The sequence below is a fragment of the Paremcibacter congregatus genome (assembly GCF_006385135.1).
GTDB lineage: Bacteria > Pseudomonadota > Alphaproteobacteria > Sphingomonadales > Emcibacteraceae > Paremcibacter > Paremcibacter congregatus.
The window spans coordinates 2,936,807-2,961,867 of record NZ_CP041025.1 but is presented as its reverse complement, the minus strand read 5'-3'; the positions used below and the strand labels follow the sequence as shown (position 1 = coordinate 2,961,867).

Here is a 25,061-nt window from a genome sequence, read left to right as displayed (position 1 = left end):
CCTGGGCTAGTATTCTGGGCTAGTATATTGAAATAATTATAATAACAAGATTGGGATGTGTTGTGTCTTCACCCTCGTATGACGTTTTGATTATTGGCGGCGGACCTGCGGGCAGTACGGCCGCGTCGTTGCTGAAAAAATACAATCCGGGCTTACGGGTTCTGGTTCTGGAAAGAGAAACATTCCCCCGCGAACATGTGGGGGAAAGCCAGTTGCCGCCGATCAGCAAAATCCTTGATGAAATGGGCTGCTGGGATAAGGTGGAAGCAGCAAATTTTCCGATAAAGGTTGGCGCGACTTACCGCTGGGGGACCAGCGACGACCTATGGGATTTTGAATTTCTCCCCCTCGACACCTTTAAGGATGAGGCCCGGCCGGCAAAATATGAAGGCCAGCGCGTGCAAACCGCCTTTCAGGTGGATCGCGCCATTTATGACACGATATTACTGGATCATGCGGCGGAACTGGGCGCGGAGGTGCGTCAGAACACTAAAGTCGCAAAAATCCATAAAGACGGTGACCGGGTCACCGGCGTGGAGCTGTCCGACGGCAGCCGGATTGAGGCGAAATATTATCTGGACGCGTCCGGTAACAGCGGCATATTACGCCGCGCCATGGGGATCGCCACCGAAGCGCCGACAAAATTACGTAACGTCGCCATGTGGGACTATTGGGATAATGCAGAATGGAGCGTTTCCATCGGCACCGGTGGCACAAGAGTGCTGGTGCTCAGCATTGATGTGGGCTGGATCTGGTTTATTCCGTTGGGCCCGACCCGCACCAGTATTGGCTTTATCTGCCCGGCCGACCATTACAAGAAAATGGAGATGACGACGGAGGAGCTCTATTTATCGGCGCTCGAGAAGCAGCCGCTGGTCAAGGAACTGACCGCCAAGGCGACCCGTGACGGCAAAGTGCAGGCGACGAAGGACTGGTCGTTTCTGGCCGACCGGCTGGTGGGCGAGAACTGGTTTTTGATCGGGGAGAGTTGTGGCTTTGCCGACCCCATTCTGGCGGCGGGCATGACGCTGGCCCACGGCGGCGCCCGCGAGGCGGCCTATACGATTTTGGAACTGGAGCGGGGCGAGCTGGACGGGGAGGCGCTGAAATCCCATTATTGCGAGACCCAGCGCACCCGGATTACGCAGCATATTCGCTTTGCCGATTTCTGGTATTCCGCCAATAAGCAATTCACCGACCTGCAGGAATATACCACCGAGATCGCCAAGGATGCGGGCTTGCGTCTTGATCCGCAGCAGGCGTTTCAGTGGCTGGGCACGGGTGGTTTTACCGGGGACGTCGCCGGACAGGCCGGATTGGGCGGGCTGGACCTCGGCGGGGTAAAGCAAATCACAGGTATGTTCACCGACGGGACCGTCGGCTGGTCCCTGTCAAAATACAATAAATTCAAGCTCAACCTGAAACGGGCGAGGGAAGATGTGGTCTTCAGTTATAAAGACGGGCGCATCGAGACACAAAAATGCTGGAAACGCGGTCAGAAGACACTGCTGGATTCAGGCCTTTATGCCTTGCTCATTCAGGTTTTGCAGCAGCATCAGGATATCGCCACCATTGCCCAGGCCTTGATGCAGTATCTCACCAAAACCAAGGCGGCGGCGACCCCGGAATTGGGACTGCAACTCGCGCTACAGTCTCTGGAAGTCATGCTGCTGGAAGGCTGGGTCACGGGCAAGTTGGACAAGAAGAAGCCCCGGTTAAATCTAAACTCCCCGCTCGAGGGTCAGATGATTCATAAAAACAAGGATTTGGCAGACAAGCTTTAGCGCATAAAAAAAGAGCCTCGGTAAGGAGGCTCTTTTCATTATTGTCTGAGATGTGACCCTAGCTTTGACGACGGCGACGCAGTGCGCCCATGCCGATCAGGCCAAATCCGAACAGCGCCAGAATTTCAGGCTCTGGAACGCTGGTGACGTCGACATTCAGGCTCCATGACCGCAAGTTTCCGGTATCACCACCGAAATTATCGGAAATGGACAGAGACCAGGTTCCAGCGAGATTTCCGCCGACAAATGTGGAGAGCAGGCCGTCCGGCGCGTAGGTACCGCCCGCATCGTCACCACCGCCGAGACCAGCACCTGCGTCTTCTGCCGCTGTTAAAGCGGCATCATCAAAAATTACAGAAGTGCCAAAGACGAAATCGGAGGAATCTCCGCAACATCCACCGCCAACAATCCCAGGGCGATCCATCAGGGTGATGGTGGTGAAGCCATCAGGACCGGTCAGTTGAATGATCAAATCACCAATCCAGGTATGTTCAATATCAAGTTCGATGGTAAGGCCGTCAATCATCCCGGTGTCGTTGATCAGCATATTTGAAACGAGGGAGGTATTATCCGTAATCGCCTGACCGGATGCTTGTGTGTATGTGGCCGGCGTGGCCATGGCTGCCATGGGCATCATAAAGCCAGATACAATGGCCAGGGTTGCCGCAGATTTTAAGAGTGTAGTTTTCATTATACGTCCAATACTATTTAAGTAGATATACAGGAGTGTACTATTCTTCTTTAGTGTCCTCTCCCTCCAGTGAAACATACCTGAAAAAAGATACCTTCACGATGTCAGCTACTATGCAAGCGGTGTGCCATTATTAAACTTTCATATAAAATCAAGGTGTTATGATTATTTGTGATAAATGACAGGCGGAATCTGTAAAGAATCCTGACTCTAAACCCTATTGTGTCACATAAATACGAGGTATTGCCTCCTATGAGAATGTATAATATTAATTATGCAGATACAGGTTGCTTTTTTCGGGGAGCGGAAGATATTTCCATATGGTAATTATATCAAATGGTTACGGTAAGAATTAACGAAAATGACATAAGATGTTATATATGTGTAAGGAATCTTGACACATTTTGAACACACTCATCTTATTCAGGGAAGCCGGGCGTTTCCGGGGGCGCATCGGGCAAGGCCGCCACATCGAGCGCCCGCGCTTCCGTCGCCATGCGGCGGGCCTCATCCAATATGCCGCCCGCAGAAATGCAGCCGGGAGCATCGGGGAGGATGACCCCGTAATCGCTGTCCGGGTCTTTATGCCAAATTGCGATATATAAATCGGTCTTTATTCTTTGCGATAAACCACCTCACCGCCGACGATGGTCAGGACCACATCCGCCGACATGATTTCGGTTTCCGGGATGGTCATGATGTCTTTCGACAGGATGGTGACATCGGCGAGCTTGCCGACCTCGATCGTGCCGCGCACCTCTTCCTGAAAGGCGGCATAGGCGGGCCAGAGGGTCAACATCTTGAGCGCGTCCAGGCGGCTCACCCGTTGTTCCGGATGCCAGCCCTTGGCGCTATAGCCCGAGAGATCCTTGCGGGCGACGGCGGCGTAGAATTCAATCCGCGGATCACCGATCTCCACCGGCGCGTCGGAACCGGCGGGCACCTTCAGGCCGAGCCTGATCATATTGGCCCAGGGGTAGGCGTTGGCGAGACGGGCCGGTCCGAGCCGGTTCGGCGCGAAATGCAGGTCGCCAATGGCGTGGCTTGGCTGCATGCTCGGGATGATGCCCAGCTCCTTGAAGCGGATCTGGTCATCGCGCTGGATATTCTGGGCGTGTTCAATGCGCCAGCGCGGGTCCTTGATGGCGCGCTCGGTTTCCGGCACGGCGGTGAGGGCCTCTTGATACCAGTCGAGCACCAGACGATTGGCCCGGTCGCCGATGGCGTGGGTTTCGATCTGCACACCCTTTCTCAAAGCGCTGATCATCACCGGCAGAGCGGCCTCTCGGGTGGTCAGCAGCAGGCCGCGGCTGTTCGCGTCATGATATTTGTCGATTAGGGCCGCCCCGCGTGAGCCGAGGGCCCCGTCGGCATAAAGCTTGATGCCGCGCACATCAAGCCAGTGGTCCGGATCGACCTCAACCCCTTGTTCGAGGAGCTTGGCGGCCTCCGGGCCGCTGTCCATGGCGTAGTAAAGCCGATGTTTGAGCCTGCCTTCGGCGCGCAATTCCTTCAGCAGGGCGATATCAGAAAAGCTGCCGCCGGCGTTTTGGGTCTGGGTCCAGCCGACGGAGACATTACGCGCGAGCGCCGTGGTGAGCGCCTTTTTGTCATCGGCGCGGCTGGGGGACGGCACATGTTTGTATATCAGTTCCATGGCGTGATCGACCAGCATGCCGGTTAGCGCGCCCGTGTCGTCTTTCGAGATCGCACCGCCGTCCGGCGCTGGCGTGTTTTCGGTGATCCCGGCCAGGGTCAGGGCGTAGCTATTGGCGACCAGGGCATGGCCGTCGGCGCGGGTCAGCACGATCGGGCGGTCCTTGGCGATCTGGTCCAGGTCATGACGGGTGGGGAAACGCCCCTCCGGCCAGACTTTCTCGATCCAGCCGCGACCGACGATCCAGTCGCCGGGTTTGGTGGTCTCGGCGTAGGCGCGCACCTTGTCCATGACTTCTTTCAGGCTGTTGATTTCCTGCAGGTTGAGGGTCAGTTCGCGGTAACCGACGCCTTTCAGATGCGCGTGGGCGTCGGTGAAGCCGGGATAGACATAGGCGCCTTGCAGATCAATCTGTTTGGTGTCGGGGCAATAGGCGGTCTTGTCGTCGAGAGAGAGGATTTTTCCTTCTTTGACGGCAAGTCGGCTGGCGGTCGCGGTTGTGGCAAGGCCTGTATAAATATGGCCGTTGACCAGAAGCAAGTCAGCAGAGACACAGGCGGCGTTGGCCGATGCACTGACCAGCAGACTGGCGCTTAGGGTGGATAGGAGGAGGCTTTTCTTCATGACTTTCCCTCTTTTGTTGTGTGTTTCCGGTCCGGGGTTAGAAATGTGCCCCGATGCCAATGACCGGCCCGCTGCCGCCGATACTGTTGCCGGCTATCTTGATGCGATATTCGGCCGTGAGCGTAACATAACTTCTGTAGGCCTGATAGGGGGTATCGTTGAAATAGAAGCGCAGGCTGGCGCCGGGACCGGCCTCGATCAGACTGGCGGTGCGATAACGATCCTTTTGCCAGGTGGCGAGCGCGAGAAGGTGTGGACGCAGGACCAGTCCGGGACCAAGTTTCATATTGTAGCCGCCGTCGGCCTGAGCTGTGAGAAACATATCCGGGTCAGCGGGCCGGATCAGGGCGGCATCAAGATAGAGACTGTAGCTCAGCCAGCGGGAGACGTCTTCGCGATAATCCGTGCCGTGATCGCGGGAATAGCCGGCGCGCAACATCCAGTCATGACGGGTGAAGTCCCCGACCTTGATCAGGCGTTCGGCACTTAACACCAGATTATGGCGCGTCAAAGGTTTATAGCGCAGGCCAAGCCCGGCCTGATAGCTTTTATCGTTCAGGCGCAGGCTGTCTTGCACCATTCCGGCGAGCAGACGTCCATAAACCTGAAACCGTCGGCCATTTCGGTACCCGATGCCGGGGGGCTGGTAACTGACCTCTATACCGGTCAGGGATTGGGTCAGGTCGGCACCGATATTTCGCGGCCGGGCGTTGCTTTCGTCGCGGTATATCCAGTAGCCGTCAATATCAAACCGGTTCTGTAACTGTTCCACTTCCCGTCGGAGAGGAAAGGGCGCGGGCTGGGGGGAGGACAGTTCTATCGCCCGGCGAAAGCCGTGGATGGCCTCAGTGTTGCGGCCAAGCTTTTTCGCGGCATAGGCCGATTGCAGAATAAGATGGCGGTTGTCAGGAGCATCGCGGATCGCCAATTTGAAATATGTCATGGCCTGATAATAGTCTTCACGGGCATAAGCGAGATACCCCAGTTGCGCGGCCGTGCGTTTGGAACGGGGTGGGGAAGGATGATCAGGGGGTGCCGCCGGGGCTGTTTCGACCCTCGTCGGGGGCGTCTTCGTGACCTTCACCTTAACCGGGGGCGTGGTGGCGGTAAACGTCTCGGCATAATCTTCGCGGAGCGCGGCGAGATAAAGCATCGGACGCGGTGTTGTGTGGCGGGGATCTGTCCGGGAACGGGCGGGTGACCGCATCTGTTGGCGTGGCGGGGGCGTTATGGGGGTAGCCATGTGGGGAAAGAGGGGCTGCGGGGTATGACGCGCCGTCATTTCCCAGGCAGGATAACCGGTGAAATAAGCGTATTCTTCCCGGGCGTAGCTGCTGTGCAGGAACAAAAATGTCAGGGCAATCAGAACCGTGACGCAGAAATCGATCAGGGAAAGGAACTTAACCCGGGTGGTCATGGCGTAAATCCTGAAGTCGCAACGTATCCTGAAGCTGTCGCGGTGTAATATAGCCGTTCTGAAGCAACATCTGACCCAGAGGCATGCCAGTTTTTTTTTGGTGGCGCAGGGCGTTTTTCAGGTCCCTGGCGTTGATATAATCCTGATGCACCAGCAGGTCGCCGAGCTTCTGACGAAAGGATTTAAGCTGCGTGTGATCAGGAAAGGCATGATCGGTCTTGTCCCATACCAAGGGGGTGCCCCGTATCAGATGGGTGCTGTAGAGCAGGATGGCGCGTAAGGAGGCCACCCCATTGAGGATATTGCCCCAGAGTTGGCGCGGCACAGAAAACAGCCCGGCGAGCAGGCCATAGGTGCGATAGGTGAACCATATCCTGTGCAGTCCCCGATTAACGAGAAAAGCGAAATTAGCCCATAACAGGGGCACCAGCCATTCTCCCTGGCGGACCAGAGGCGGGTAGCGATAGCTTTGCGGCATCAGGGCTTCTGCCAACCAGACGAGGAGAATGTTCACTAAAATAAAATATGCCAACAATGACAGTTGCGCGGTAATAATGCCTTTGCGGTCGCGCAGCAAAACATATTTCAGGGCAAACGATCCCTGCCATTTTTGTCGCCGGAATCCCTGAAAGGCGATGCCCATCAGCCAACGACTTTTTTGTCGAATGACGCTACGCATTGTATTGGGGAAGAATTCGCGTGTGGCGATGATAGAGCCGCGACCGGCGGGGAACCGGGCGAAGATCAGATTTAGACCATATTGACGGAGCCGTAAGGACAGGTCGTAATCCTCGGTCAGGTTGTCGGTATCAAAGGGAACAATGTGCGGCGGCGCGGCGAGCAGGGTCATGGCGCGGCGGCTGAGTGCGGTGCCGACCCCGGCGGAAGGCACATGTCCGGTCAGGCTTTCCCGCGCCACCAGTTCCTTGATGTGGTTCTCGGCAAATTCATCCTGATAATGCCCTCCGGTCAGATCATACCAGGGGCGTTCCAGGGGAATAACCGGGATTTGGATCATGTCTTTGCGGGGAATGAGGTGATTATAGAGTTTGAGTTCAAGAGGATGGACAATATCCTCTGCATCATGCAGAACGAAGCCGGCGAAACACAGGTGGCGTCTGTGTTCAAAATCAATGATATCACGATGAATGTGGTTGAGGCAGTCGGCCTTGCTGGTTGGGCCATCATGGCTGACCAGGGATAAATGCACCTGAGGGAAAAGAGGGATCAGTTGTTCTATTGCCGCACGGGTTTTATGGTCATTGGGATAAACGCCGACAAAAATATGATATTTTTCGTACTGGTAACTGTGGCAGCTGTTGCGGATCATGTCGCCGATTACATTGGCTTCGCACCAGGTGGGGATCATGATGGCGAAATTTTGTTCAGGCCGCCGCATCAGGTCGCGGGCTTTAAAGGATCGAATGCGTTTATGGAAAAAGAAACGTCGGCGGATGCGGTTGAAAATATAATAGACATCGATAAAGGCGTCGTCGATATTGCTGAGCAAGATCAGAACCGCCGTGACGATCAGAAGAATTTTTAAGCAAAACAAATAACTGGTGAAAACAATAAGCATACTGCTCCCCCCCATCTATTGTTTCTCATAGGTTGTGCAGGACTATACAACATCTCGTTAAAAATATCCATAGCGAGAATATATAAGACGGATTAAAGGGCTGGTTTTGGACGAAATAAGCGTATAAAGTTATGCTCTCGGGTAATCGTGATCTGTAGTAACAGGATGAAATATAAGCAGTATGACGGATGAATTGCATAAACAGGACCTGGAAAAATTTCTGGCCGAAAAGCAGCTGAATGACCATTGGAAAAAATGGGTCCGCACCAACCTTGATGCGGGGTGTGACAAGAACGGTATGTTCCGGATCATGATAGATGAGGGGTTCAGTTATGAGGTGGCCAAGGCGGCGCTGAACTTCGAACCGGCAATTCCCGTAGACCAGATTATCAATCCGCTGAAACGTTACAAAGATGCCCGGATGCGTGAAACGGCCTCCCCCTTCATTCCCAATGCCGTACGTCAGAATGTTGAGGGATTTGAGCTTTACGTGTTGGATGATTTTCTTAATGAGGCGGAATGTGATGCGTTGAGGCGCAAGGTGCAACGCGAGGCGCCGTCGACGGGCATTGCCCTAAAGGATGAAAACGATCCGTCATTTTGCACAAGAAACCATGATCTGGGGGGGATCAAAGACACTTTGTTTCAGGACGTGGATCGGCGGATTTGTTCCGTGCTGGGGTTATCACCAAAACATGCGGAGCCTCTACAGGCGCAATTTTATGAGGCAGGACAGACTTTTTATCCGAAAAGGGATTTCTTCGAAGCCGATGACCTTATTGAAAAGGGCGGGGCGCTCGGACAACGCAGTTACAGTTTTGTGATTTATCTTGAGGAGACAAGTGTCGGCGGGGGGCTGAGTTTTCCTGAAGTCGATCACTCGGTGCCTGTGAAGCGAGGGCGCGCCGTGATTTGGAACAATCTTTTTCCCGACGGCACCGTTAATGACAAGGCCGTTCATCTGTGTCGCCCTGTGGAGAAGGGGTGCGGGTTGATTTTGAAGAAAATTTTCCGTACCGAAAATGGCTTGCCTGCCTTCAAGCGTCTGGATAAGGAGAATGTACCCAATTATACCACTATTGGGTTTGAGCGAGACCGGTTGCCGAAGCCGTTGCTGGATAAGATTATGGATTTTTATCGGAAGAATTTTCACGCCCAGGTGCCGGAAACGGTTGCGGAGAGATTTATCAAGAATGCCAAGACGGACACGGCGAAGAGCAGCCTCATTCAGTTACCGAAATCACTGGAGAAGGAGATACAGGCCTGTCTGAAACCGGTGCTGGAAATATGGAGCGGGCTGAAACTTGAACCGACCTTTGTTTACGGCATTCGGGTCTATCATCATGGGACTGCGCTGAAGGTGCATCGGGACCGCAACGGGACCCATATCATCGGGGTCATTATCAATATTGATCAGGAAGTGACTGACCCCTGGCCTTTGAGGATTGAGGACAATTATTACCGTAAGCACGATATTTTCCTGGAACCGGGCGATGTCATTTATTATGAAGCAACCCGCCTTGCGCATGGGCGTCCGCAGCCATTCAATGGAAAATTATACACCAATATTTTCAGCCATTTTAAAATCGCTGACAAGAGCTGACAGGGGATAAATAAAAGGCAGCCCCGGAGGCTGCCTTTTATGAAATTATTTCTGCAGTCTGTTTTTCTTTTTGCGCCGATAGGCGGTAAAGCCCCAACCCAGCCCAAACAGGGCCAGCATGGGAGGCGCCGAAACATTGACGATATAGAGCGTCATGCTGTCCTTGGCATTTAACGGCGTGCCGTTATTGCTGACATTTATGCCATCATATTCAAATGCGCCGCCGGTATAATCAATGACAAGATCAATAACATAGCTTCCCAGCCCGGGGAATTCTGTCCCGGTGGCGGAGAACAGGTTGTTGTAATTGGCGATGACGTCATAGAGCCGCAAGTCGTTTCCTAAAATGATGGTGTTTCCATCGTTTAAGTGAAGCTCCCAGCTGATGTCGAATAAGGCATCAAAACCGGCGTCACCCAGTTGGGCCTCAATATCACATAGTGAAACAGCTGATATGCTCGAAGAATCGACTGTGCAGCCATCCAGATTAAAATCCATTCCATCATAGATGCTCTGGTCCGGTCCCGCATTCGCATAAAGCTCTTCTGGGTCAGTCGGATCGGTCGGATCAGTTGGATCAGTCGGATCGGTCGGATCAGTTGGGTCCGTTGGATCCGTCGGATCAGTTGGATCGGTCGGGTCCGTTGGATCAGTTGGATCAGTCGGATCAGTCGGATCAGTTGGGTCCGTTGGATCGGTCGGATCAGTCGGATCAGTCGGATCAGTTGGATCAGTCGGGTCCGTTGGATCAGTCGGATCAGTTGGATCAGTCGGGTCCGTTGGATCAGTCGGATCAGTTGGGTCCGTTGGATCGGTCGGATCAGTTGGATCGGTCGGGTCCGTTGGATCAGTTGGATCAGTCGGATCGGTCGGGTCCGTTGGATCAGTTGGATTAGTCGGATCAGTCGGATCAGTCGGATCGGTTGGATCAGTTGGATCGGTCGGGTCCGTTGGATCAGTAGGATCAGTCGGATCAGTCGGATCAGTTGGATCGGTCGGATCAGTTGGGTCCGTTGGATCCGTCGGATCAGTTGGATCGGTCGGGTCCGTTGGATCAGTTGGATCAGTCGGATCAGTCGGATCAGTTGGGTCCGTTGGATCAGTCGGATCAGTTGGATCAGTCGGGTCCGTTGGATCAGTCGGATCAGTTGGATCAGTCGGGTCCGTTGGATCAGTCGGATCAGTTGGGTCCGTTGGATCGGTCGGATCAGTTGGATCGGTCGGGTCCGTTGGATCAGTTGGATCAGTCGGATCGGTCGGGTCCGTTGGATCAGTTGGATTAGTCGGATCAGTCGGATCAGTCGGATCGGTTGGATCAGTTGGATCGGTCGGGTCCGTTGGATCAGTAGGATCAGTTGGATCAGTCGGATCAGTCGGATCAGTTGGATCGGTCGGATCAGTTGGGTCCGTTGGATCCGTCGGATCAGTTGGATCGGTCGGGTCCGTTGGATCAGTTGGATCAGTCGGATCAGTCGGATCAGTTGGGTCCGTTGGATCGGTCGGATCAGTCGGATCAGTCGGATCAGTCGGGTCCGTTGGATCGGTTGGATCAGTCGGATCAGTTGGATCGGTCGGATCAGTTGGGTCCGTTGGACCGGTCGGTGCAGCCAAGCCGCCGTTCCCTGATCCATCTAATGTCTGGGCGTTCGGGCCGAGGGCGGATCGGGTATTCGGGTTGGAGAAAAACTGGGCAAAGGTTTTGGCCGTGAAATCATTGTTAAATGTCTGGTCTGTGGTGTCAATACCACCTGGGGCGGTATTCTCCAGCATTGCCAGCAACTGCTCATTCAACTCTTTTTCCATGCTGTCGGTATCGGCGACAGTCATGATTACTCCAACGATATAGGTTTCTGCTTCTTTTTCTGCTTCGAACCGCATATTGATCGGCTCACCGGTGTTTCTGACCAGTGTGGTCAGCATCCAGCCGTCAATGTCATTTTTTTCTTCCCGGCCAAGCCCGAGAGGTTTGACGTCACTGTTGGAAGCCACAAGTCCGGTGTCTTCTGCCCCGAACAGAGCAATACCATTGTTTGATAACTTGGCCCATTGCTGGGTGCCGGTTTTCGCGGTGTCAATCACGCGCAATTCGTTGCCGTTGACGCCAAATTTATGACCGAAAGGATGGGTCAGGCTTTTGCCGGTCGGCAGCGGTGCAGAAAATATGTACAGGCGATAAGAGCCTTTTTTGACATCTGGAATGCCGAAGGCTTCGACATTCAGAATACCGTCCTTGATAAAATCATTTTCTTTTGAGGCTTCGAGCGCGATGAGTCGGTTGCCTTCAAGGTGAGGGTCACTTGGCGCCACCCGGATAAACCCCCGGTGAGGGGTTTTCTTATGGGGGCCAAAATCCCATCCGATATCATCATATCCCAAACCAAAATCTGAAATGGAATCATAGGGCAAGGCATAGGCGGAACTCGCGGCGCGGGCGGCGGCGTCAATGACCCGTGATGCCGCTTCCTGCAGTGCCGCGGCATTGGCCGCCAGACTTGAACCGCCAAGGTCGGTGAGGATGCCGGATGCCAGATCGGTTATTTTGTCTGTTTTCCCGGCGGAACTGTCAAAATACTTTTGCAGAGTTTGCAGGGCTTCCGGACTGCCGTCGATGGCCGCCTTGACCGCATCCTCGCGGGAAACGAGGCTCTGGGGCGGTGGTGTCAGTTTAGGGACAAACGGAATATCCCGGGGAAGGCTGGTTTTTTCAAGGCTAGTGTCGGGATGTCCGGTTTCCGGCAGGCGATCCAGGCGGGTATCGGCATAGCCGGTCCCTTGTGATATCAAGGGGCGTGATGAGGGGGATGAAACGGATGTATTTTCTTCCTGCGGCGCGGTAACAATAATTCCCTCTGACGTTTGGGCATTACGTTTGTCCGGGGACATCAGGTCAATTTGGTCCTGGAGTGCTTGCTTGCTCGCCTCGTTATCAACGAGGTCGTTATAAACCCATGTACTCAAGGCGATCGTGCTTGCGACTGCCAATAATTTATACTTTAACTCCATCAACCACGTCCTGTAACCACGCTATTGCGCCAATTCTATTTTGTATATTTTTTAATTCAATATTTCACCAATGCGCTATTTTAAATTATAAGGTTTTAAAAGGTTAATAACAAACACGGTTAAAAAAGAGTAAAGGTTATACAAGGCCTAGCGCCTTCCTATATAGCAGTTAAAGTGAATATGCAATGAATAGCCAGCCTCTTCAGAGGGGCTTTGTCGTTGATTTCTGCCTGTATTTAGAATGACCTGGATGATGTACTATATTATTTTTTAAGGAAGATTTCGTCATAATGGCGAAGCATACAGGAAAATATAAATCATGAGCGCGGGAAAGCAAATAACATTGAATACAATCTTTGCAGGGATGGCTGACCTCGAATCAGGATGGGTCTGGCTTGCCGGGGCTGGTCCGGGCGATCCCGGTTTGGTATCTCTGTTGACGTTAAAGGCGCTTCAACAAGCCGATGTTGTGGTCTATGACGCTTTGGTCGGGCAGGGTGTTCTGGATATGGCGGGGGAACAGGCTGTTCTGGAATTTGCCGGAAAGCGCGGGGGGCAGCCGTCGGCCAAACAGGCGGATATTTCCGATCGACTGGTGCAACATGCGACGTCAGGCAAAAAAGTTCTGCGGTTAAAGGGCGGCGACCCCTTTGTCTTTGGGCGTGGCGGTGAAGAGGCACGTCATCTGGTGGAGGCTAAAATCCCTTTCCGGGTTGTGCCTGGGATTACCGCCGGGATCGGCGGGCTGGCTTATGCCGGTATTCCGGTGACGGACCGTCATACAAATTCGGCGGTAACTTTCCTGACCGGCCACGGCGAAGATGGCGGCTTGTCTAAAGATATTGACTGGGATGCATTGGCAAAATCTTCGCCGGTGATCGTGGTTTACATGGCGTTGAGCCGAATTAAACAGATGACGGAGCAATTTCTCCGCTCAGGACGCCGTCCGGATGAAGCGGTGGCGGTGATCAGTAAAGCGAGTACCCCGGATCAGAGGGTTCTGGAAACCACACTGGCGCGGGCGGCAGAGGATGTGGCGAAGGCGAAAATGGTCGCGCCGGCGATGATCGTGCTCGGGGAAAACACCAAGTTGCGGGCGGGCCTCGATTGGCAAGGGGCGATGGCGGGGCGTATTCTGGATGCGGACCTGTCCGGCATTATCCCCCAAGGGAAGGTGCCGCCAAAAGGGTGTTAGATATAACGCCCGAGGACATAACGGAAACAGAGATACAAACCGCCAACCATGGTCGCCAGCACCAGTAGAATATCGAAATAAGCCTGGCTGAGAAAGCCGAAAATAAACCGGGTTTCCTGCTTGATCGCGACGGCTTCCTGATCGGTGAGAGGTCCTTCAACGGCGAACCCGAGGTCTCTGGTATGTTCCACCTGCCGGTAATTTTCCTGTGCCATATCAAAATCAAGTTGCATGATATTGGCAACCTTTTTCTGATACCCGAACGTGATGGCTTTCGAGGTGAAGTAAATGGTTCTGAGGCTGGGGTCATCCTTGAAATTGTCAAGAAAAGAGCCGACGACGCCTCCTGCTCCCGGCAATGACGTGAACGCCGGACCTGCCGGTTCGATAATGCCCTGGGTGAGGGCCGGGACACTGTGGGAGGTCAAAGAGGAAAAACCTTCAGAGGGAAATGTCGCCGCCTGTGGCGTTGAAAAGGCGGCAGGATCGAATATATTCGGTGGATTTTGTTCGTGGCGGTTCTGAAAGCTCGATAGCTTGTTATAAATAATGATATTATGGTGCAATTCATAAGCGTCTTTTTTTTTGGTGTCAGATTGTATGATGCCCGCATGGCTGGCGAACAGCGGCGCAAATAATCCCGGAAAGAGAAGCGCGAAGACCCGCAGAAATTTTGTAATCTTGTTCAAATGACGCGCCATTTTAAATTGTTGATCCTTGTTTAAAATAATCCATACAGGGTTTTAGTTAAAGAATTTTTTAAATTTCGTTCGAAAGGGGTATTTTTGCATTTTAACAGATTTGTCCCCTATCGGCCTTGATCTTTGAGGTCGGTCCGGCAATAAAGGGGCTTGCTCATGAAAAGACAGGAAACTTTGTGCGACATTTTCAGAAGATAATATTTGCAGTGGCCGTGATTATGCTGGGGTTCAGCATCTGGTATTACGCCGATGTCACAACCCCGCCGCCGGCACCGGCGCCGGTCATCGTGTCGCCCATCCAGGAAGACGAGGTACCGACCGCTGGTGCGGAATTTGATGTTCGCGACTATGGGGTGTCGGAAAAAGAAGCACCGGCCATGAATGCCTATTTTGCCGAGGTGAAAGCGGAAGTCACAGATGTTTTGAACCGGGACGAAACAGTTGTTGTCACCATGAATGACTTTAAAACCAGAGATGCCTATAAACAAAAGCTCTATATGGCGCTGAGCATGGCCAACCGCCTGAAAGTGGTTTCCGCAACAGCCTGTGACCGGTTGAAAAAGAAACTGGACGAAACAAAGAGCGCCGATCAGCAAGAGAAGATCAGGCGCTCTTCTGAATATGTGGTGTGTTTTCCCGCGAAATGGTGATCCTGCTTTATTCTGGCAGGGTCTGGCCCAGAATGCGCAGGGCGTTGCCCCCCATAATCTTGCGGATATCTTCTTCGGCAAAACCGACATTCATCAGTTCTTCTGTGATCAGGGCCATGCCGCCGGCATCAAAAGGTGCGGTGATGGCGCCGTCAAAGTCTGATCCAAGGCCGACGTGATCGACGCCCACCAGATCCGCGACATATTTGATCGCCGTGACAATACCTTTGGGGCTTGGGTCACAAACGGCGACATCCCAGAAACCGACCCCGATCATACCACCGGTCTTGGCGACGCCTTTGATATGTGCATCATTGAGATTGCGTTGATTATCACACACCCCGCGCACCCCGGTATGGGATGACACAACCGGGGTCGTGGCCTGGGCGAGAATATCGTCAATCAGTTTGGGGGACGCATGGGCAATATCGATCAGCATGCCGCGTTGCTGCATGTCCTGAAAAACCTGGGCGCCAAAATCAGTCAGACCGCCGAGACTGACCCCGTGGGCGGAGCCGCCGAGTTCCGTGTCAAAAAAATGTGTCGCTGCCATCATGCGGAAACCGGCATCAAACATGGTCTTGACGTTGGCCAGATCGCCTTCCAGAACCTGGGCGCCCTCTATGCCGAGGAATCCGGCGGTGATTTTCTGTCCGTCCTGTCGGGCTGCGACAAAGTCCGCCAGGTCGCTTTTTGTTTTGATCAGGGTGAACTGACCCGCCGAACGATCGGCATAATCATGGAGTTTCTTTGATTGGAAAAGAGCGCGTTCTTTCAGGCTGTTTAATGCTTTGAACGGCCAGTGCTGCGCGAAAGCCAACAGGGTGATCTGGTCGCTGTCAGCTGTATTCTTGTGGATGTTGATGCCTTTGGGCACCTTGCTGACAATGGTGAAGGCCTGAAGCGACAGATTGCCTTTTCGCAACCGCGGCAAATCAATCAGGCCCCGGTCGCTCTGTTCCAGAAAGTCGCGGTTCCATAACAGGAAATCGCCATGCATGTCGGCGACAATCAGGCTGTCATGCAGCCTCTGGGCAGGTTCGCTGACGGTATAGGGACCGGATTCAAGGGCCTGGTTCATCTGGGCATCCATATGGGCCGCGTAACGGGGCAGGGCGATGTAGTATACCACCAGGGCCAGCGCCACAATCACCAGTAAAACAGCCATTAATTTTCCACGTTTTTTGTGTTCCAGAGCCGCCATGATATTTTCTCTCCCTTATATAAATCATACGTTTGATTTTAGTATGCCGTCATTTCAGGACCACCGCAACAGAAAGATGTGTCTGGGCTTGATAACCTAACCGACTTTTTATGTTACTTGATTTATCAATTATTATCCTATACCTGTAAATCAGGTAAAGTGAGTGTTCAGTCCCGATGTCAAAACTAAATTCTACGCAAGCAGCGAATAATAATCTGACAGAAAACAATACCGCAGGCGTACTCTGTGGGTTGGCGGCTTTTGTGATTTGGGGGCTGGTGCCGATCTTCTTCAAGGAGATTTCCCATGTGCCGCCGTTGGAATTTCTTGCGCATCGAATGGTCTGGTCTTTTGTGCTGTTGATTTTTATGTTGTTCTTTCGCCGCTCGCTGCCGACCTTGATCAAGGATGTCAGGGCGATCATGTCCAACCGCAGGCTGTTGATGATGCTGTTTGCCTCGGCAACATTGATCAGCTGTAACTGGCTGATTTATATCTGGGCGGTGGCGAATAATCATGTGGTGGAGGCCAGTCTGGGTTATTTCATCAATCCTCTGGTCAATGTGGCGTTTGGTATATTGTTCCTGGGGGAGCGGTTAACCAAAACAAAACTGATGGCGGTCGGACTGGCGGCGATCGGGGTTCTTTATATGGTGGTCAACAGTGGTATTTTCCCCTGGATTGCGCTTGTTCTTGGTGTCTTATTCGCCCTTTATGGTCTGATCCGCAAAAAAGCCCATGTGGGATCCGTGATCGGATTGTGGATTGAATTGTTGCTGCTGATGCCGGTGGTTATTGGTTATATGCTGTATGTCAATGTTACGACGGGCGGCGGTTTTATGGGGATCGACAAACATGATGATTATACCTGGATGATGTTGATGTTGAGCGGGGTGGTGACTACGGCGCCGTTGGTTCTGTTTGCTTCTGCGGCCATCCGGATTCCCTTGTCCACCATCGGTCTGCTGCAATATATCGCGCCGTCGATGAGCCTGCTTCTGGCGATTTTCCTGTGGCATGAACCGTTCACCAGCACGCATCTGGTGGCCTTTAGCTGCATCTGGGGAGCATTGATTATCTACAGTGTTGACAGCTTCATTCTCAACCGGAAGCGGCCTGTCTCCCCCCTGTAATCGGATAAAATTCTCATTTACGATAAAGTGATTTCGCAAAACATGTTTTTTCGATTAGGCTGGGATTATGGAGCGGATATTAATAATTGGGAGTGAATGGAATGACGACATTTAAAGTGAATGGCGCGGCGCGGTCTTTTGACGGCGACCCCGACACACCGCTTTTGTGGTATCTCAGAGATGAGGCTGGACTGACGGGCACCAAATTCGGCTGTGGCGCAGGATTATGTGGGGCCTGCACGGTGCATGTGAATGGGGAGGCGGTGCGTTCCTGTCAAACGCTGGTCGCTGATATTGCCGGGGCTGAAGTGCTCACCATTGAAGGCTTATCGGCCAAGGCCGACCATCCGCTGCAAAAAGCCTGGACTGATCTTAATGTGCCACAGTGCGGTTATTGTCAGGCGGGGCAGATCATGCAGGCGGCGGCGCTCTTGCAAAGTAATCCCGAGATCAGCGACGCGGCGATTGAAGAGGGCATGTATGGCAATATCTGTCGCTGTGGCACCTATCAAAGGATCACAAAAGCCATTCGTCAGGCGCGGGAGATGATGAAATGAACATGATCAAAAATATCAGTCATCAGAAGCTTGATCGCCGGACGATCTTAAAGAATATGGCAACGGGATCTCTGGTGCTTGGCATATCGGTCACCGGCGGCGGCTTTGGCCTGCCGGCCTTCGCGGAAACCAGTGGTCCTTTTATTCCCAATGTCTTTGTTGCCATAGACCCGGACGGCACCCTGCATATCACCGCGCACCGTTCAGAAATGGGCACGGGCATTCGCACCGGCCTGCCGATGGTGGTGGCCGAGGAAATGAACGCCGACTGGGCCCGGGTGAAAATCCCGCAGGGCGACGGCGACAAGAAATACGGCTCGCAGAATACCGACGGATCCCGGTCTATCCGGCGGTTTTTTGACCGTATGCGTGAAGCGGGGGCCGCGGCGCGGCTGATGATGGAACGGGCGGCAGCCAAACAGTGGGGCGTTGCGGTTTCCGATGTTCGGGCTGAAAATCACGAGATTATCCTGAAAGACGGCAGCAAACGCATGGGCTTTGGCGCGGCGGCTGTGCTGGCGCGGGATGAGGCGGTGCCGGAGGTTTCCGAACTGACCTTCAAGGACCGCAAGGACTACCGGATTGTCGGCACCGAAACGAAAATTATCGATCTGCCGGCGATCATAGATGGCACCGCCACATACGGTATTGATGGCAAGCTGGACGGTCTGCATTATGCGGTGATCGCAAGGCCGCCGGTTTTTCGGGGCAGCGTGAAATCCGTTGACACCTTAGCTGCGCTAAAAATTCCTGGTGTGGTGAAAGTGGTTGAGATGCCGTCGCTGCCCCCGCAAGGCCCGGTGTTTTTCCGGCCTCTGGGCGGGGTTGCCGTGATTGCCACCAGCACCTGGGCGGCGATGAAAGGCCGGGACGCGCTGAAAATTACCTGGGATAATGGCCCGAACGCCACGCATAATTCTGCTGACTATATGAAGACGCTGGATAAATCCTGCGACGGACCGGCGAAATTTGTTGGCCGCCGGCAAGGTGACGTCGCGGCGGCGTTGAAGAAGGCTGAGACGGTGCATAACGCTACCTACGAAGTACCTTATCTTGAACATGCTACTCTGGAGCCGCCCGCGGCGACCGCTGTTTTCGCTGACGGCAAGATGGAGGTATGGGCCCCGGTGCAGGACCCCCAGGGAACGATCATGGCGGTGGCTGGTGTGCTCGGCGTGCCAGAGCCGGATGTGACGGTGCATGTCACCCTGCTCGGCGGCGCCTTTGGTCGCAAGTCGAAGCCTGATTTCGTCGTTGAAGCCGGATATCTGGCGAAGGAAACCGGCCTGCCGATCAAAGTTACCTGGAGCCGGGAAGACCAGACACGTCACGGTTTCTATCATGCCGCCAGTGTGCAGAAGATGAGCGCGGGTCTCGATAAAAAAGGCAAAGCCATCGCCTGGCATCACCGGCTGGCCTATCCGACGATCATGTCCAACTTCATGCCCGACCCGCAGGTCGCGGCCGATTGGGAAATGTGTCTCGGGGCGGTGGATCTTCCCTATGATATCAAGGACATCACGGTGGAAGCCATGCCCGCCAAGGCGCATGTGCGGATTGGCTGGCTGCGGTCGGTGAATAACATCCAGCAGGTCTTCGCCATTGGCTCCTTCATCGACGAGCTGGCCCATAAGGCGGGGCAAGACCCGAAGGATTATCTCTTGAAGGCGATCGGTGCGCCGCGCGCCATTGATCTGGATGCGTTTGAGGCCAAGGGCAATTACGGCGAGCCATTGGCGAAATATCCCTTCAAGACAAAACGTTTGACCAACGTGATAGACCTTGCGGCTAAAAAGGCCAACTGGGGGCGCAAATTACCCAAGGGCCACGCCCAAGGGATTTTCGGCCATCGCAGTTTTCTGTCCTACATTGGCATGGTGGTGGAAGCCTCCGTCGAAGCGGGCGAGGTGAAGGTGCACCGGGTTGATGTGGCGGTGGATTGCGGTCTGGCGGTCAATCCTGACCGGATCAGGTCCCAGATGGAAGGGGCGGTGATTTTCGGTCTGTCGCTGGCGCTTCTCTCTGAAATCACCATAGAGAACGGGGCGGTGGTCGAGGGCAACTTCGATGGTTACCGTCTGGCGCGAACCGATATTAATCCAGAGGTGCATGTTCATCTGGTGGAGAGTGACGAGCTGCCCACCGGGGTTGGCGAGCCGGGCGTGCCACCCGTGGCGCCGGCGCTATGCAATGCGATCTTCGCCGCCATTGGCAAGCGCATCCGTCGTCTGCCAATTGGTGATCAACTGGCATAAAAGCTGCTTTTCCATTCTGATGCACCGCAAAGAACGCCCAGACCGGGCTCTTTGCGGTGAACTCTCTTGTTTTTGCGATAAAGGCCGTTCGGTATTTCCTGAAAATAGATTACTCTTTTACTGTAGAGAGGCACCCGCGCAAGGGGCCCGTTTTCACGAAGATATTGGATGGGAGCTTTCAATGATCAAATTCAGGGTGAATGGCAAAGGCCATTCTTTTGACGGTGATATGGACATGCCGTTATTGTGGTATCTGCGGGAGGACGCGGATATGAAGGGAACAAAATTCGGCTGCGGCATCGGCGAATGCGGCGCCTGTACCGTACATATGGGGGATGTGGCGGTGCGTTCCTGTTCGGTGCCGATGTCCGCCCTTGACGGGGGGGAGATCACCACCATCGAAGGGTTAGCGCAGAAGAGCCGTCTGCATGCGGTGCAGCAGGCCTGGATCGACGAAGATGTGGCCCAATGCGGCTACTGTCAGGCCGGGCAGGTTATGGCGACAGCAGCCTTTTTGAAGGAATACCCCACACCAACCGACGCCGATATAGACGAAAATCTAAGTAATTTGTGCCGCTGCGGGACTTATTACCGCATGCGCAAGGCCATTCACCGGGCGGCCAGAACACTGCGGGGGGAGGCATAAAATGACCAAGGTAGATATGATTTCCTCGCGACGTCGATTCCTGCAAATGAGCGGGGCGGCCGGCGCCTTTATGATCGCCTGCCCGCAGGCTCTGATGGCCAAGGGGCTGGACACTATCCTGCCGCCGATGCTGGCCGGGGAACTGGGCATGTTCATTCGGGTCGAGGCCGACAATACCGTGGTGCTGGGGGCGCCGATCCCGGATATGGGACAGGGGGTCTTTACTGCTGTGCCGATGATCATAGCGGATGAATTCGATGCGGATTGGGATACTGTTCGCATTGAAAAACTGAAACCTTATGTCGAGAAAGATAAAGAAGGCCGCATGGCGGAACCCGCAGTACGTCAAAGCGCTGGCGGCAGTCATGGCGTGCGGATGGTCTGGACGGTTATGAGAGAAGCCGGAGCCGTGGCGCGGCTGATGATGAAGCAAGCGGCGGCACAAAAATGGAAGGTCGATGTGGCGAGCCTGACAACTGCCAAATCCCATGTGATGCATGCGGCAAGCGGACGCAGGATTGCCTACGGTGATCTGATTGATCTGGCCATTTCGCTTGATGTGCCGGATGTGCCTCCGTTGAAAACCCCGGCGGAATTTACCCTTATTGGTCATGAAACCGGAAATTACACGGCGCCCGATATTGTGCAGGGCAAACCTTTGTATGGATATGACATGCAGGTCGAAGGCATGAAGCATGCGATGATCGCCCGTTGTCCCTATGTGGATGGGAGCGTGACGTCCTATGATGCTTCTGATGCCCTGAAAATAAAGGGTGTCCGGGAAGTCGTGGAAATGAAACGCCTGCCTGAGGATATGTCGCGTCAGAAAAATATCGCCGCCGGGGTGGCGGTGGTCGCGGATACATTCTGGGCTGCGAAAAAAGGCCGGGACGCATTAAAAATAACCTGGGACAAAGGCCCGAAAAGTGATCTCAGCAATGAAAGCATTGAGCGGGAATTTGACCGGTTGCTGACTGAAAACAAAACTGATGTTCAATATGAAAGTGGCAATGTGGATCAGGCTTTGGCCACCGCTGCGGTGCGTCTGGACGCCAGTTATGACAACCCTTACTGGGCACATATGTGCATGGAGCCTCACAGCTGTGTGGCGGATGTCAAGGGCGACAAGGCGTTGATCATTGCCGGGCATCAGGGGGCGGCCTGGGCGATTAATCCTGTGGCGGCCGTAACGGGTATCGACGGGGAAAATATCGATGTGCGGCTTGCCCGCATGGGCACCGGTTTTGGCCGCAAATTTACCGGTGACTTCGTCGGTGAAGCAGCTCTTCTGTCGCAAAGACTGGGCTATCCCGTGAAAGTCAGCTGGACTCGGGAAGATGAAGTGGAGCAGGATTTCTTCAATCCGAAGAGTCGTCATCGCATGCAGGCGGGACTGGATGAAAACGGTCACCCCGTGGCCATGCATTATACGTTGGCGACAACAGCCGGCGGTATGGCGACACATAACTTTCCGGCCCATTATATTGACAATTATAAGGCGGACCGGGTGCGTTTCAAAGGGCTCCCCACAGGAGCCTGGCGCGGACCGCGGCATAATGTCGCCGGTTTCGCAGTACAATCTTTTGTCGATGAAATGGCCCATGCGGCGGGGAAAGATCCACTGGCGTTTCGTCTGTCCCTGCTTGAGGGCAAAGGCAAAACCGCCTTTAATGATTTTGGCGCGGACAGCCTTGATTCAGACCGGATCATCGGGGTGTTGAAGCTCGCCGCCGAGAAGGCCGGTTGGGGGCGTAAGCTGCCTCAAGGTCATGGCATGGGCATCGCCAATTATTTCACGTTCGGCGGTTATGCGGCTTTCGTGGTGGAGGTCAAGGTTGACAAGGGCGCGCTCGAGATCGTCCGGGTCACCGGCGCCGTCGACTGCGGTATTGCGGTTAATCCATTGGGGATCAAGGCCCAGATGGAAGGTGGGGCCCTTGATGGTTTCAGTGCGGCCCTGGGGCAGGAAGTGATGATTGAAGAGGGACGGGTGGTTTCCAATAATCTCGACAGTTATCAGATGGCGCGCATCAATCAGGCTCCGAAAAGGGTCGATACCTACATTGTGGAAAGCGCAGAAGCCCCGACCGGACTTGGGGAAATAGCGTTACCTGCCGCCATTCCGGCTTTGTGTAACGCCATTTTTGCCGCCAGTGGGAAGCGCATACGCCGTTTTCCGATTGCCGATCAATTGAAAGACATCTAACGCGCAGGGGTCAGAGAAAAGGGAGCATTCTGGGGGGTGCTCCCTTTTTTGTGCCGGTTACCAGAGGGGGCGAATTTTCTTTTTCTCGTTCAGAATTTTACTGCCTTCGAGCCGGTCCCACAGCTGAACCCCGGCGTATTTTTCGATCTTGGTCGTTGGAACCTGATAGTCGGCGAGCGGTTTATCACTGGCCGCATTCGGCAGAATGAAAGACCACATATGCAGGCGGCCCTTGTCGTTTTCTGTCAGAATAGACTTGAAAAAGGCGTTGGGGATCGGGACTTCCACTTCATTGTCATCATCGGCGCCGATAAACTCCACCGGTTGATCAAAGTAAAACAGCGGTCCGCAAATGACATAGGTTTCTAGAATGCGGGGTTTTTGATTGAGTGTGCGGACAGCTTCTTCCAGTTCCCGCCAGATCGCGCGGTTAAACTGGGGGCGTTGCGGGGCCATATTGCTGAGCAGAAAGGTCTCGCTGTTTTGCAGGGCGATGCCACGCTGGTTGGCGCTGGCCACCAGATGACCACGATCAAGCCCGGATTTGGCGTAATCTTCCAGATCGGTGCGAAACATGTCCGGCAGGCGATAATCGGGTCTGAAATTATCCATACGATCCAGACCGATATCCGTCGGATCAATGATTTCCAGCGCCCATTTGGCCTGGCGGAAATAATAGGAATAGCCGAGCACATAATAGCGGTTGAACAGGATCTTGTCCGCCGCAGGCATGCCATAGCGGGTTTCTCGTCGCAGACTGGGTAAGTCCATCAGTTTCCTCCCAAGGGTTATTATTTTCCATGATTCAGGATCGTTACGGAAATAAATACTTGAGACTCAAAACTACGAAAATCAGTATAGGCTACTGTTTTAAAATGCACAACAAGACCTAGACCTGAAAAGGCTATTTTCCATATTCTTGCAAGTAAAAATAAAGACGGCTCCTTTTAGTTGTGGTGGTTGCTTGAACTCACGTTATGTTATAGGCTGCTTTAGGCCAAGCTGGGGTAGGTATTCATAGAAGGAGATAAAGTGAATAACGTACAATCGATATTAGGGGGGGTATTTATTCTTTGGATTGTTCTTTTAGCAGGCTGTCAAAAAATAAAAATACTGAACCCCTCTTATGATGTGCCGGTGGTGAAACGTGCGGACTTATTGTCTGGAAAGGCTTTGTTTGGCTCTTCTGCTAAGCGTATAACTCTCCCCGATGATGATGTCCTGGGGTTGAATCAAAAAATACGAGAGCACCTAGAGGCTTATGTTCCCAGGACCAAATCACATGTGACCCAAGCAAGAAGCCTTATGCGTCTGGTGACAGGAGCGGGACTTTTAGGCATGGAGTATGATGTCTCGAAAACATATACAGCCAAAGAAGCTTATCGAAAATCTGTCGGTAATTGTCTTGCTTTCAGTTATTTGTTTGTTGCGATGGCGAGAGAGCGGGGAATGGATGTCGAGTTTCAGGAAGTTGAAATCCCACCGGCATGGGACCATGACGAGGGAGATTTATATTACTTTCGGCGACATATCAATGTACGGGTGAATATGAAAGAGTTAACGGATTATATTGTCGATATTGATGAGGTCAATAACAAACCGCAATATAGAGCCTGGGGGATTTCTGATAAGGAAGCAATCGCATTATATTACAGCAATAAAGCGGCAGACTATTTATATGAGGGGGATATTAAAGCTGCTTTCCGTTACTTGGTGAAGGGAGCGGAGTTATCTCCCAAAGACGCATCTATCTGGTCCAATTTAGGTGTTTTATATCGAAAGCAGGGCCTAAAAAGTTATGCTGAGAAGGCTTATTTTATCGCGCTGCAGAATAAAGGTAATCAGTGGTCAGTGTTGAATAATTTAAGTGCTCTTTATCAACACGGCGGAGAGGAAGAAAAAGCAGCCTATTATGCTCAACTTGCAGAGGAACATCGGTTGAAAAATCCGTATGTTCGATTTTTCCAAGCGAAAGATGCTTTTGAAAAGCATGACTATCTTATAGCATTGGAGCATATGAAGGTTGCCGTGGATCGCAAGTCTGACGAAAAAAAATTCTATCTTTTGCTCGTAAAAATATATCACGCTCTTGGCGAAGATCAAAAAGCACAAGAGATGCAACAGCAGGCTATGGTCTCACGTTGACCCGTTTCTGA

19 protein-coding genes are annotated in these 25,061 nt (G+C 53.2%); 10 read left to right on the top strand and 9 right to left on the bottom strand.

Annotated features, from left to right (window positions below; all coding sequences use genetic code 11):
- Nucleotides 1-62: 62 nt before the first annotated feature.
- Nucleotides 63-1,784 carry an NAD(P)/FAD-dependent oxidoreductase gene (locus tag FIV45_RS13005; protein WP_165777121.1) on the top strand — a complete coding sequence of 574 codons (1,722 nt, stop codon included), beginning with the start codon at nt 63-65 and terminating at the stop codon, nt 1,782-1,784.
- Between the two features lie 58 nt (nt 1,785-1,842).
- Here the strand turns inward: FIV45_RS13005 and FIV45_RS13000 are convergent, their stop codons facing one another.
- The 5 genes from FIV45_RS13000 to FIV45_RS12980 all read right to left on the bottom strand — a co-directional run bounded on the left by FIV45_RS13000 (nt 1,843) and on the right by FIV45_RS12980 (nt 7,752).
- Nucleotides 1,843-2,475: a proprotein convertase P-domain-containing protein gene (locus tag FIV45_RS13000; protein WP_165777122.1), complete on the bottom strand. Its 633-nt coding sequence runs from the start codon at nt 2,473-2,475 to the stop codon at nt 1,843-1,845.
- Nucleotides 2,476-2,894: 419 nt separating this feature from the next.
- On the bottom strand, nt 2,895-3,032 hold the full coding sequence (locus FIV45_RS18985; RefSeq protein ID WP_420875280.1) for a type II toxin-antitoxin system HicB family antitoxin: 138 nt from the start codon (nt 3,030-3,032) through the stop codon (nt 2,895-2,897).
- A gap of 56 nt (nt 3,033-3,088) precedes the next feature.
- A complete protein-coding gene (locus FIV45_RS12990; RefSeq protein ID WP_099475309.1) occupies nt 3,089-4,756 on the bottom strand; it encodes an amidohydrolase in 1,668 nt (555 codons plus the stop codon).
- A gap of 37 nt (nt 4,757-4,793) precedes the next feature.
- Nucleotides 4,794-6,173 carry an NfrA family protein gene (locus FIV45_RS12985; protein ID WP_099475310.1) on the bottom strand — a complete coding sequence of 460 codons (1,380 nt, stop codon included), beginning with the start codon at nt 6,171-6,173 and terminating at the stop codon, nt 4,794-4,796.
- Entirely contained in the window at nt 6,157-7,752 is a 1,596-nt protein-coding gene (locus FIV45_RS12980; RefSeq protein ID WP_165777123.1) for a glycosyl transferase family protein, read from the bottom strand. The genes FIV45_RS12985 and FIV45_RS12980 overlap by 17 nt, the downstream gene beginning before the upstream one ends.
- Before the next feature lie 181 nt (nt 7,753-7,933).
- Here FIV45_RS12980 and FIV45_RS12975 point away from each other — a divergent pair, with 181 nt between their 5' ends.
- A complete protein-coding gene (locus FIV45_RS12975) occupies nt 7,934-9,355 on the top strand; it encodes a 2OG-Fe(II) oxygenase (RefSeq protein WP_099475312.1) in 1,422 nt (473 codons plus the stop codon).
- Between the two features lie 45 nt (nt 9,356-9,400).
- Here FIV45_RS12975 and FIV45_RS18735 read toward each other — a convergent pair whose 3' ends face one another.
- Nucleotides 9,401-12,358 (bottom strand): hypothetical protein, encoded by a 2,958-nt coding sequence (locus tag FIV45_RS18735; RefSeq protein ID WP_240045077.1) that lies wholly within the window; start codon nt 12,356-12,358, stop codon nt 9,401-9,403.
- A gap of 343 nt (nt 12,359-12,701) precedes the next feature.
- Between FIV45_RS18735 and cobA the strand changes: the two genes are divergently transcribed.
- Nucleotides 12,702-13,553 (top strand): uroporphyrinogen-III C-methyltransferase, encoded by an 852-nt coding sequence (gene cobA, locus FIV45_RS12960; RefSeq protein WP_165777133.1) that lies wholly within the window; start codon nt 12,702-12,704, stop codon nt 13,551-13,553.
- Here cobA and FIV45_RS12955 read toward each other — a convergent pair.
- Nucleotides 13,550-14,254, bottom strand: coding sequence for a hypothetical protein (locus FIV45_RS12955; protein ID WP_099475314.1), 705 nt, complete (start codon nt 14,252-14,254; stop codon nt 13,550-13,552). The genes cobA and FIV45_RS12955 overlap by 4 nt on opposite strands.
- A gap of 176 nt (nt 14,255-14,430) precedes the next feature.
- On the opposite strand from FIV45_RS12955, the gene FIV45_RS12950 reads away from it, so the two are divergent.
- Entirely contained in the window at nt 14,431-14,904 is a 474-nt protein-coding gene (locus FIV45_RS12950; protein WP_099475315.1) for a hypothetical protein, read from the top strand.
- A gap of 7 nt (nt 14,905-14,911) precedes the next feature.
- On the opposite strand, the gene FIV45_RS12945 is transcribed toward FIV45_RS12950, so the two are convergent.
- Nucleotides 14,912-16,108 (bottom strand): dipeptidase, encoded by a 1,197-nt coding sequence (locus tag FIV45_RS12945; RefSeq protein ID WP_099475316.1) that lies wholly within the window; start codon nt 16,106-16,108, stop codon nt 14,912-14,914.
- Between the two features lie 176 nt (nt 16,109-16,284).
- Between FIV45_RS12945 and rarD the strand changes: the two genes are divergently transcribed.
- From rarD to FIV45_RS12920, 5 genes are all read left to right on the top strand, one after another.
- Nucleotides 16,285-17,241, top strand: coding sequence for an EamA family transporter RarD (gene rarD / locus FIV45_RS12940; protein WP_099475317.1), 957 nt, complete (start codon nt 16,285-16,287; stop codon nt 17,239-17,241).
- Between the two features lie 101 nt (nt 17,242-17,342).
- Entirely contained in the window at nt 17,343-17,798 is a 456-nt protein-coding gene (locus FIV45_RS12935; RefSeq protein ID WP_099475318.1) for a (2Fe-2S)-binding protein, read from the top strand.
- Nucleotides 17,795-20,053 (top strand): xanthine dehydrogenase family protein molybdopterin-binding subunit, encoded by a 2,259-nt coding sequence (locus tag FIV45_RS12930; RefSeq protein WP_099475319.1) that lies wholly within the window; start codon nt 17,795-17,797, stop codon nt 20,051-20,053. The genes FIV45_RS12935 and FIV45_RS12930 overlap by 4 nt, the downstream gene beginning before the upstream one ends.
- A 181-nt stretch (nt 20,054-20,234) precedes the next feature.
- Nucleotides 20,235-20,699, top strand: coding sequence for a (2Fe-2S)-binding protein (locus FIV45_RS12925; protein ID WP_099475320.1), 465 nt, complete (start codon nt 20,235-20,237; stop codon nt 20,697-20,699).
- 1 nt (nt 20,700) lies between these two features.
- Nucleotides 20,701-22,905 (top strand): xanthine dehydrogenase family protein molybdopterin-binding subunit, encoded by a 2,205-nt coding sequence (locus FIV45_RS12920; RefSeq protein WP_099475321.1) that lies wholly within the window; start codon nt 20,701-20,703, stop codon nt 22,903-22,905.
- Between the two features lie 57 nt (nt 22,906-22,962).
- Here the strand turns inward: FIV45_RS12920 and FIV45_RS12915 are convergent, their stop codons facing one another.
- The gene (locus FIV45_RS12915; protein ID WP_099475322.1) at nt 22,963-23,676 is read right to left on the bottom strand and encodes a DNA/RNA non-specific endonuclease; all 714 of its coding nucleotides are present in this window, start codon (nt 23,674-23,676) and stop codon (nt 22,963-22,965) included.
- 261 nt (nt 23,677-23,937) lie between these two features.
- On the opposite strand from FIV45_RS12915, the gene FIV45_RS12910 reads away from it, so the two are divergent.
- Nucleotides 23,938-25,050 (top strand): tetratricopeptide repeat protein, encoded by a 1,113-nt coding sequence (locus tag FIV45_RS12910; protein WP_099475323.1) that lies wholly within the window; start codon nt 23,938-23,940, stop codon nt 25,048-25,050.
- The last annotated feature ends 11 nt before the right edge of the window (nt 25,051-25,061 follow it).

Excerpts from the sequence above, each read along its gene's own strand:
- FIV45_RS18735 (WP_240045077.1), bottom strand. The coding sequence starts at position 12,358 with ATGGAGTTAAAGTATAAATTATTGGCAGTCGCAAGCACGATCGCCTTG.
- FIV45_RS12935 (WP_099475318.1), top strand. The coding sequence starts at position 17,343 with ATGACGACATTTAAAGTGAATGGCGCGGCGCGGTCTTTTGACGGCGAC.
- FIV45_RS12930 (WP_099475319.1), top strand. The coding sequence starts at position 17,795 with ATGAACATGATCAAAAATATCAGTCATCAGAAGCTTGATCGCCGGACG.
- FIV45_RS12975 (WP_099475312.1), top strand. The coding sequence starts at position 7,934 with ATGACGGATGAATTGCATAAACAGGACCTGGAAAAATTTCTGGCCGAA.
- FIV45_RS13000 (WP_165777122.1), bottom strand. The coding sequence starts at position 2,475 with ATGAAAACTACACTCTTAAAATCTGCGGCAACCCTGGCCATTGTATCT.
- FIV45_RS12990 (WP_099475309.1), bottom strand. The coding sequence starts at position 4,756 with ATGAAGAAAAGCCTCCTCCTATCCACCCTAAGCGCCAGTCTGCTGGTC.
- FIV45_RS12915 (WP_099475322.1), bottom strand. The coding sequence starts at position 23,676 with ATGGACTTACCCAGTCTGCGACGAGAAACCCGCTATGGCATGCCTGCG.
- rarD (WP_099475317.1), top strand. The coding sequence starts at position 16,285 with ATGTCAAAACTAAATTCTACGCAAGCAGCGAATAATAATCTGACAGAA.
- FIV45_RS12925 (WP_099475320.1), top strand. The coding sequence starts at position 20,235 with ATGATCAAATTCAGGGTGAATGGCAAAGGCCATTCTTTTGACGGTGAT.
- FIV45_RS12920 (WP_099475321.1), top strand. The coding sequence starts at position 20,701 with ATGACCAAGGTAGATATGATTTCCTCGCGACGTCGATTCCTGCAAATG.
- FIV45_RS12980 (WP_165777123.1), bottom strand. The coding sequence starts at position 7,752 with ATGCTTATTGTTTTCACCAGTTATTTGTTTTGCTTAAAAATTCTTCTG.
- FIV45_RS12955 (WP_099475314.1), bottom strand. The coding sequence starts at position 14,254 with ATGGCGCGTCATTTGAACAAGATTACAAAATTTCTGCGGGTCTTCGCG.
- FIV45_RS12985 (WP_099475310.1), bottom strand. The coding sequence starts at position 6,173 with ATGACCACCCGGGTTAAGTTCCTTTCCCTGATCGATTTCTGCGTCACG.
- FIV45_RS12945 (WP_099475316.1), bottom strand. The coding sequence starts at position 16,108 with ATGGCGGCTCTGGAACACAAAAAACGTGGAAAATTAATGGCTGTTTTA.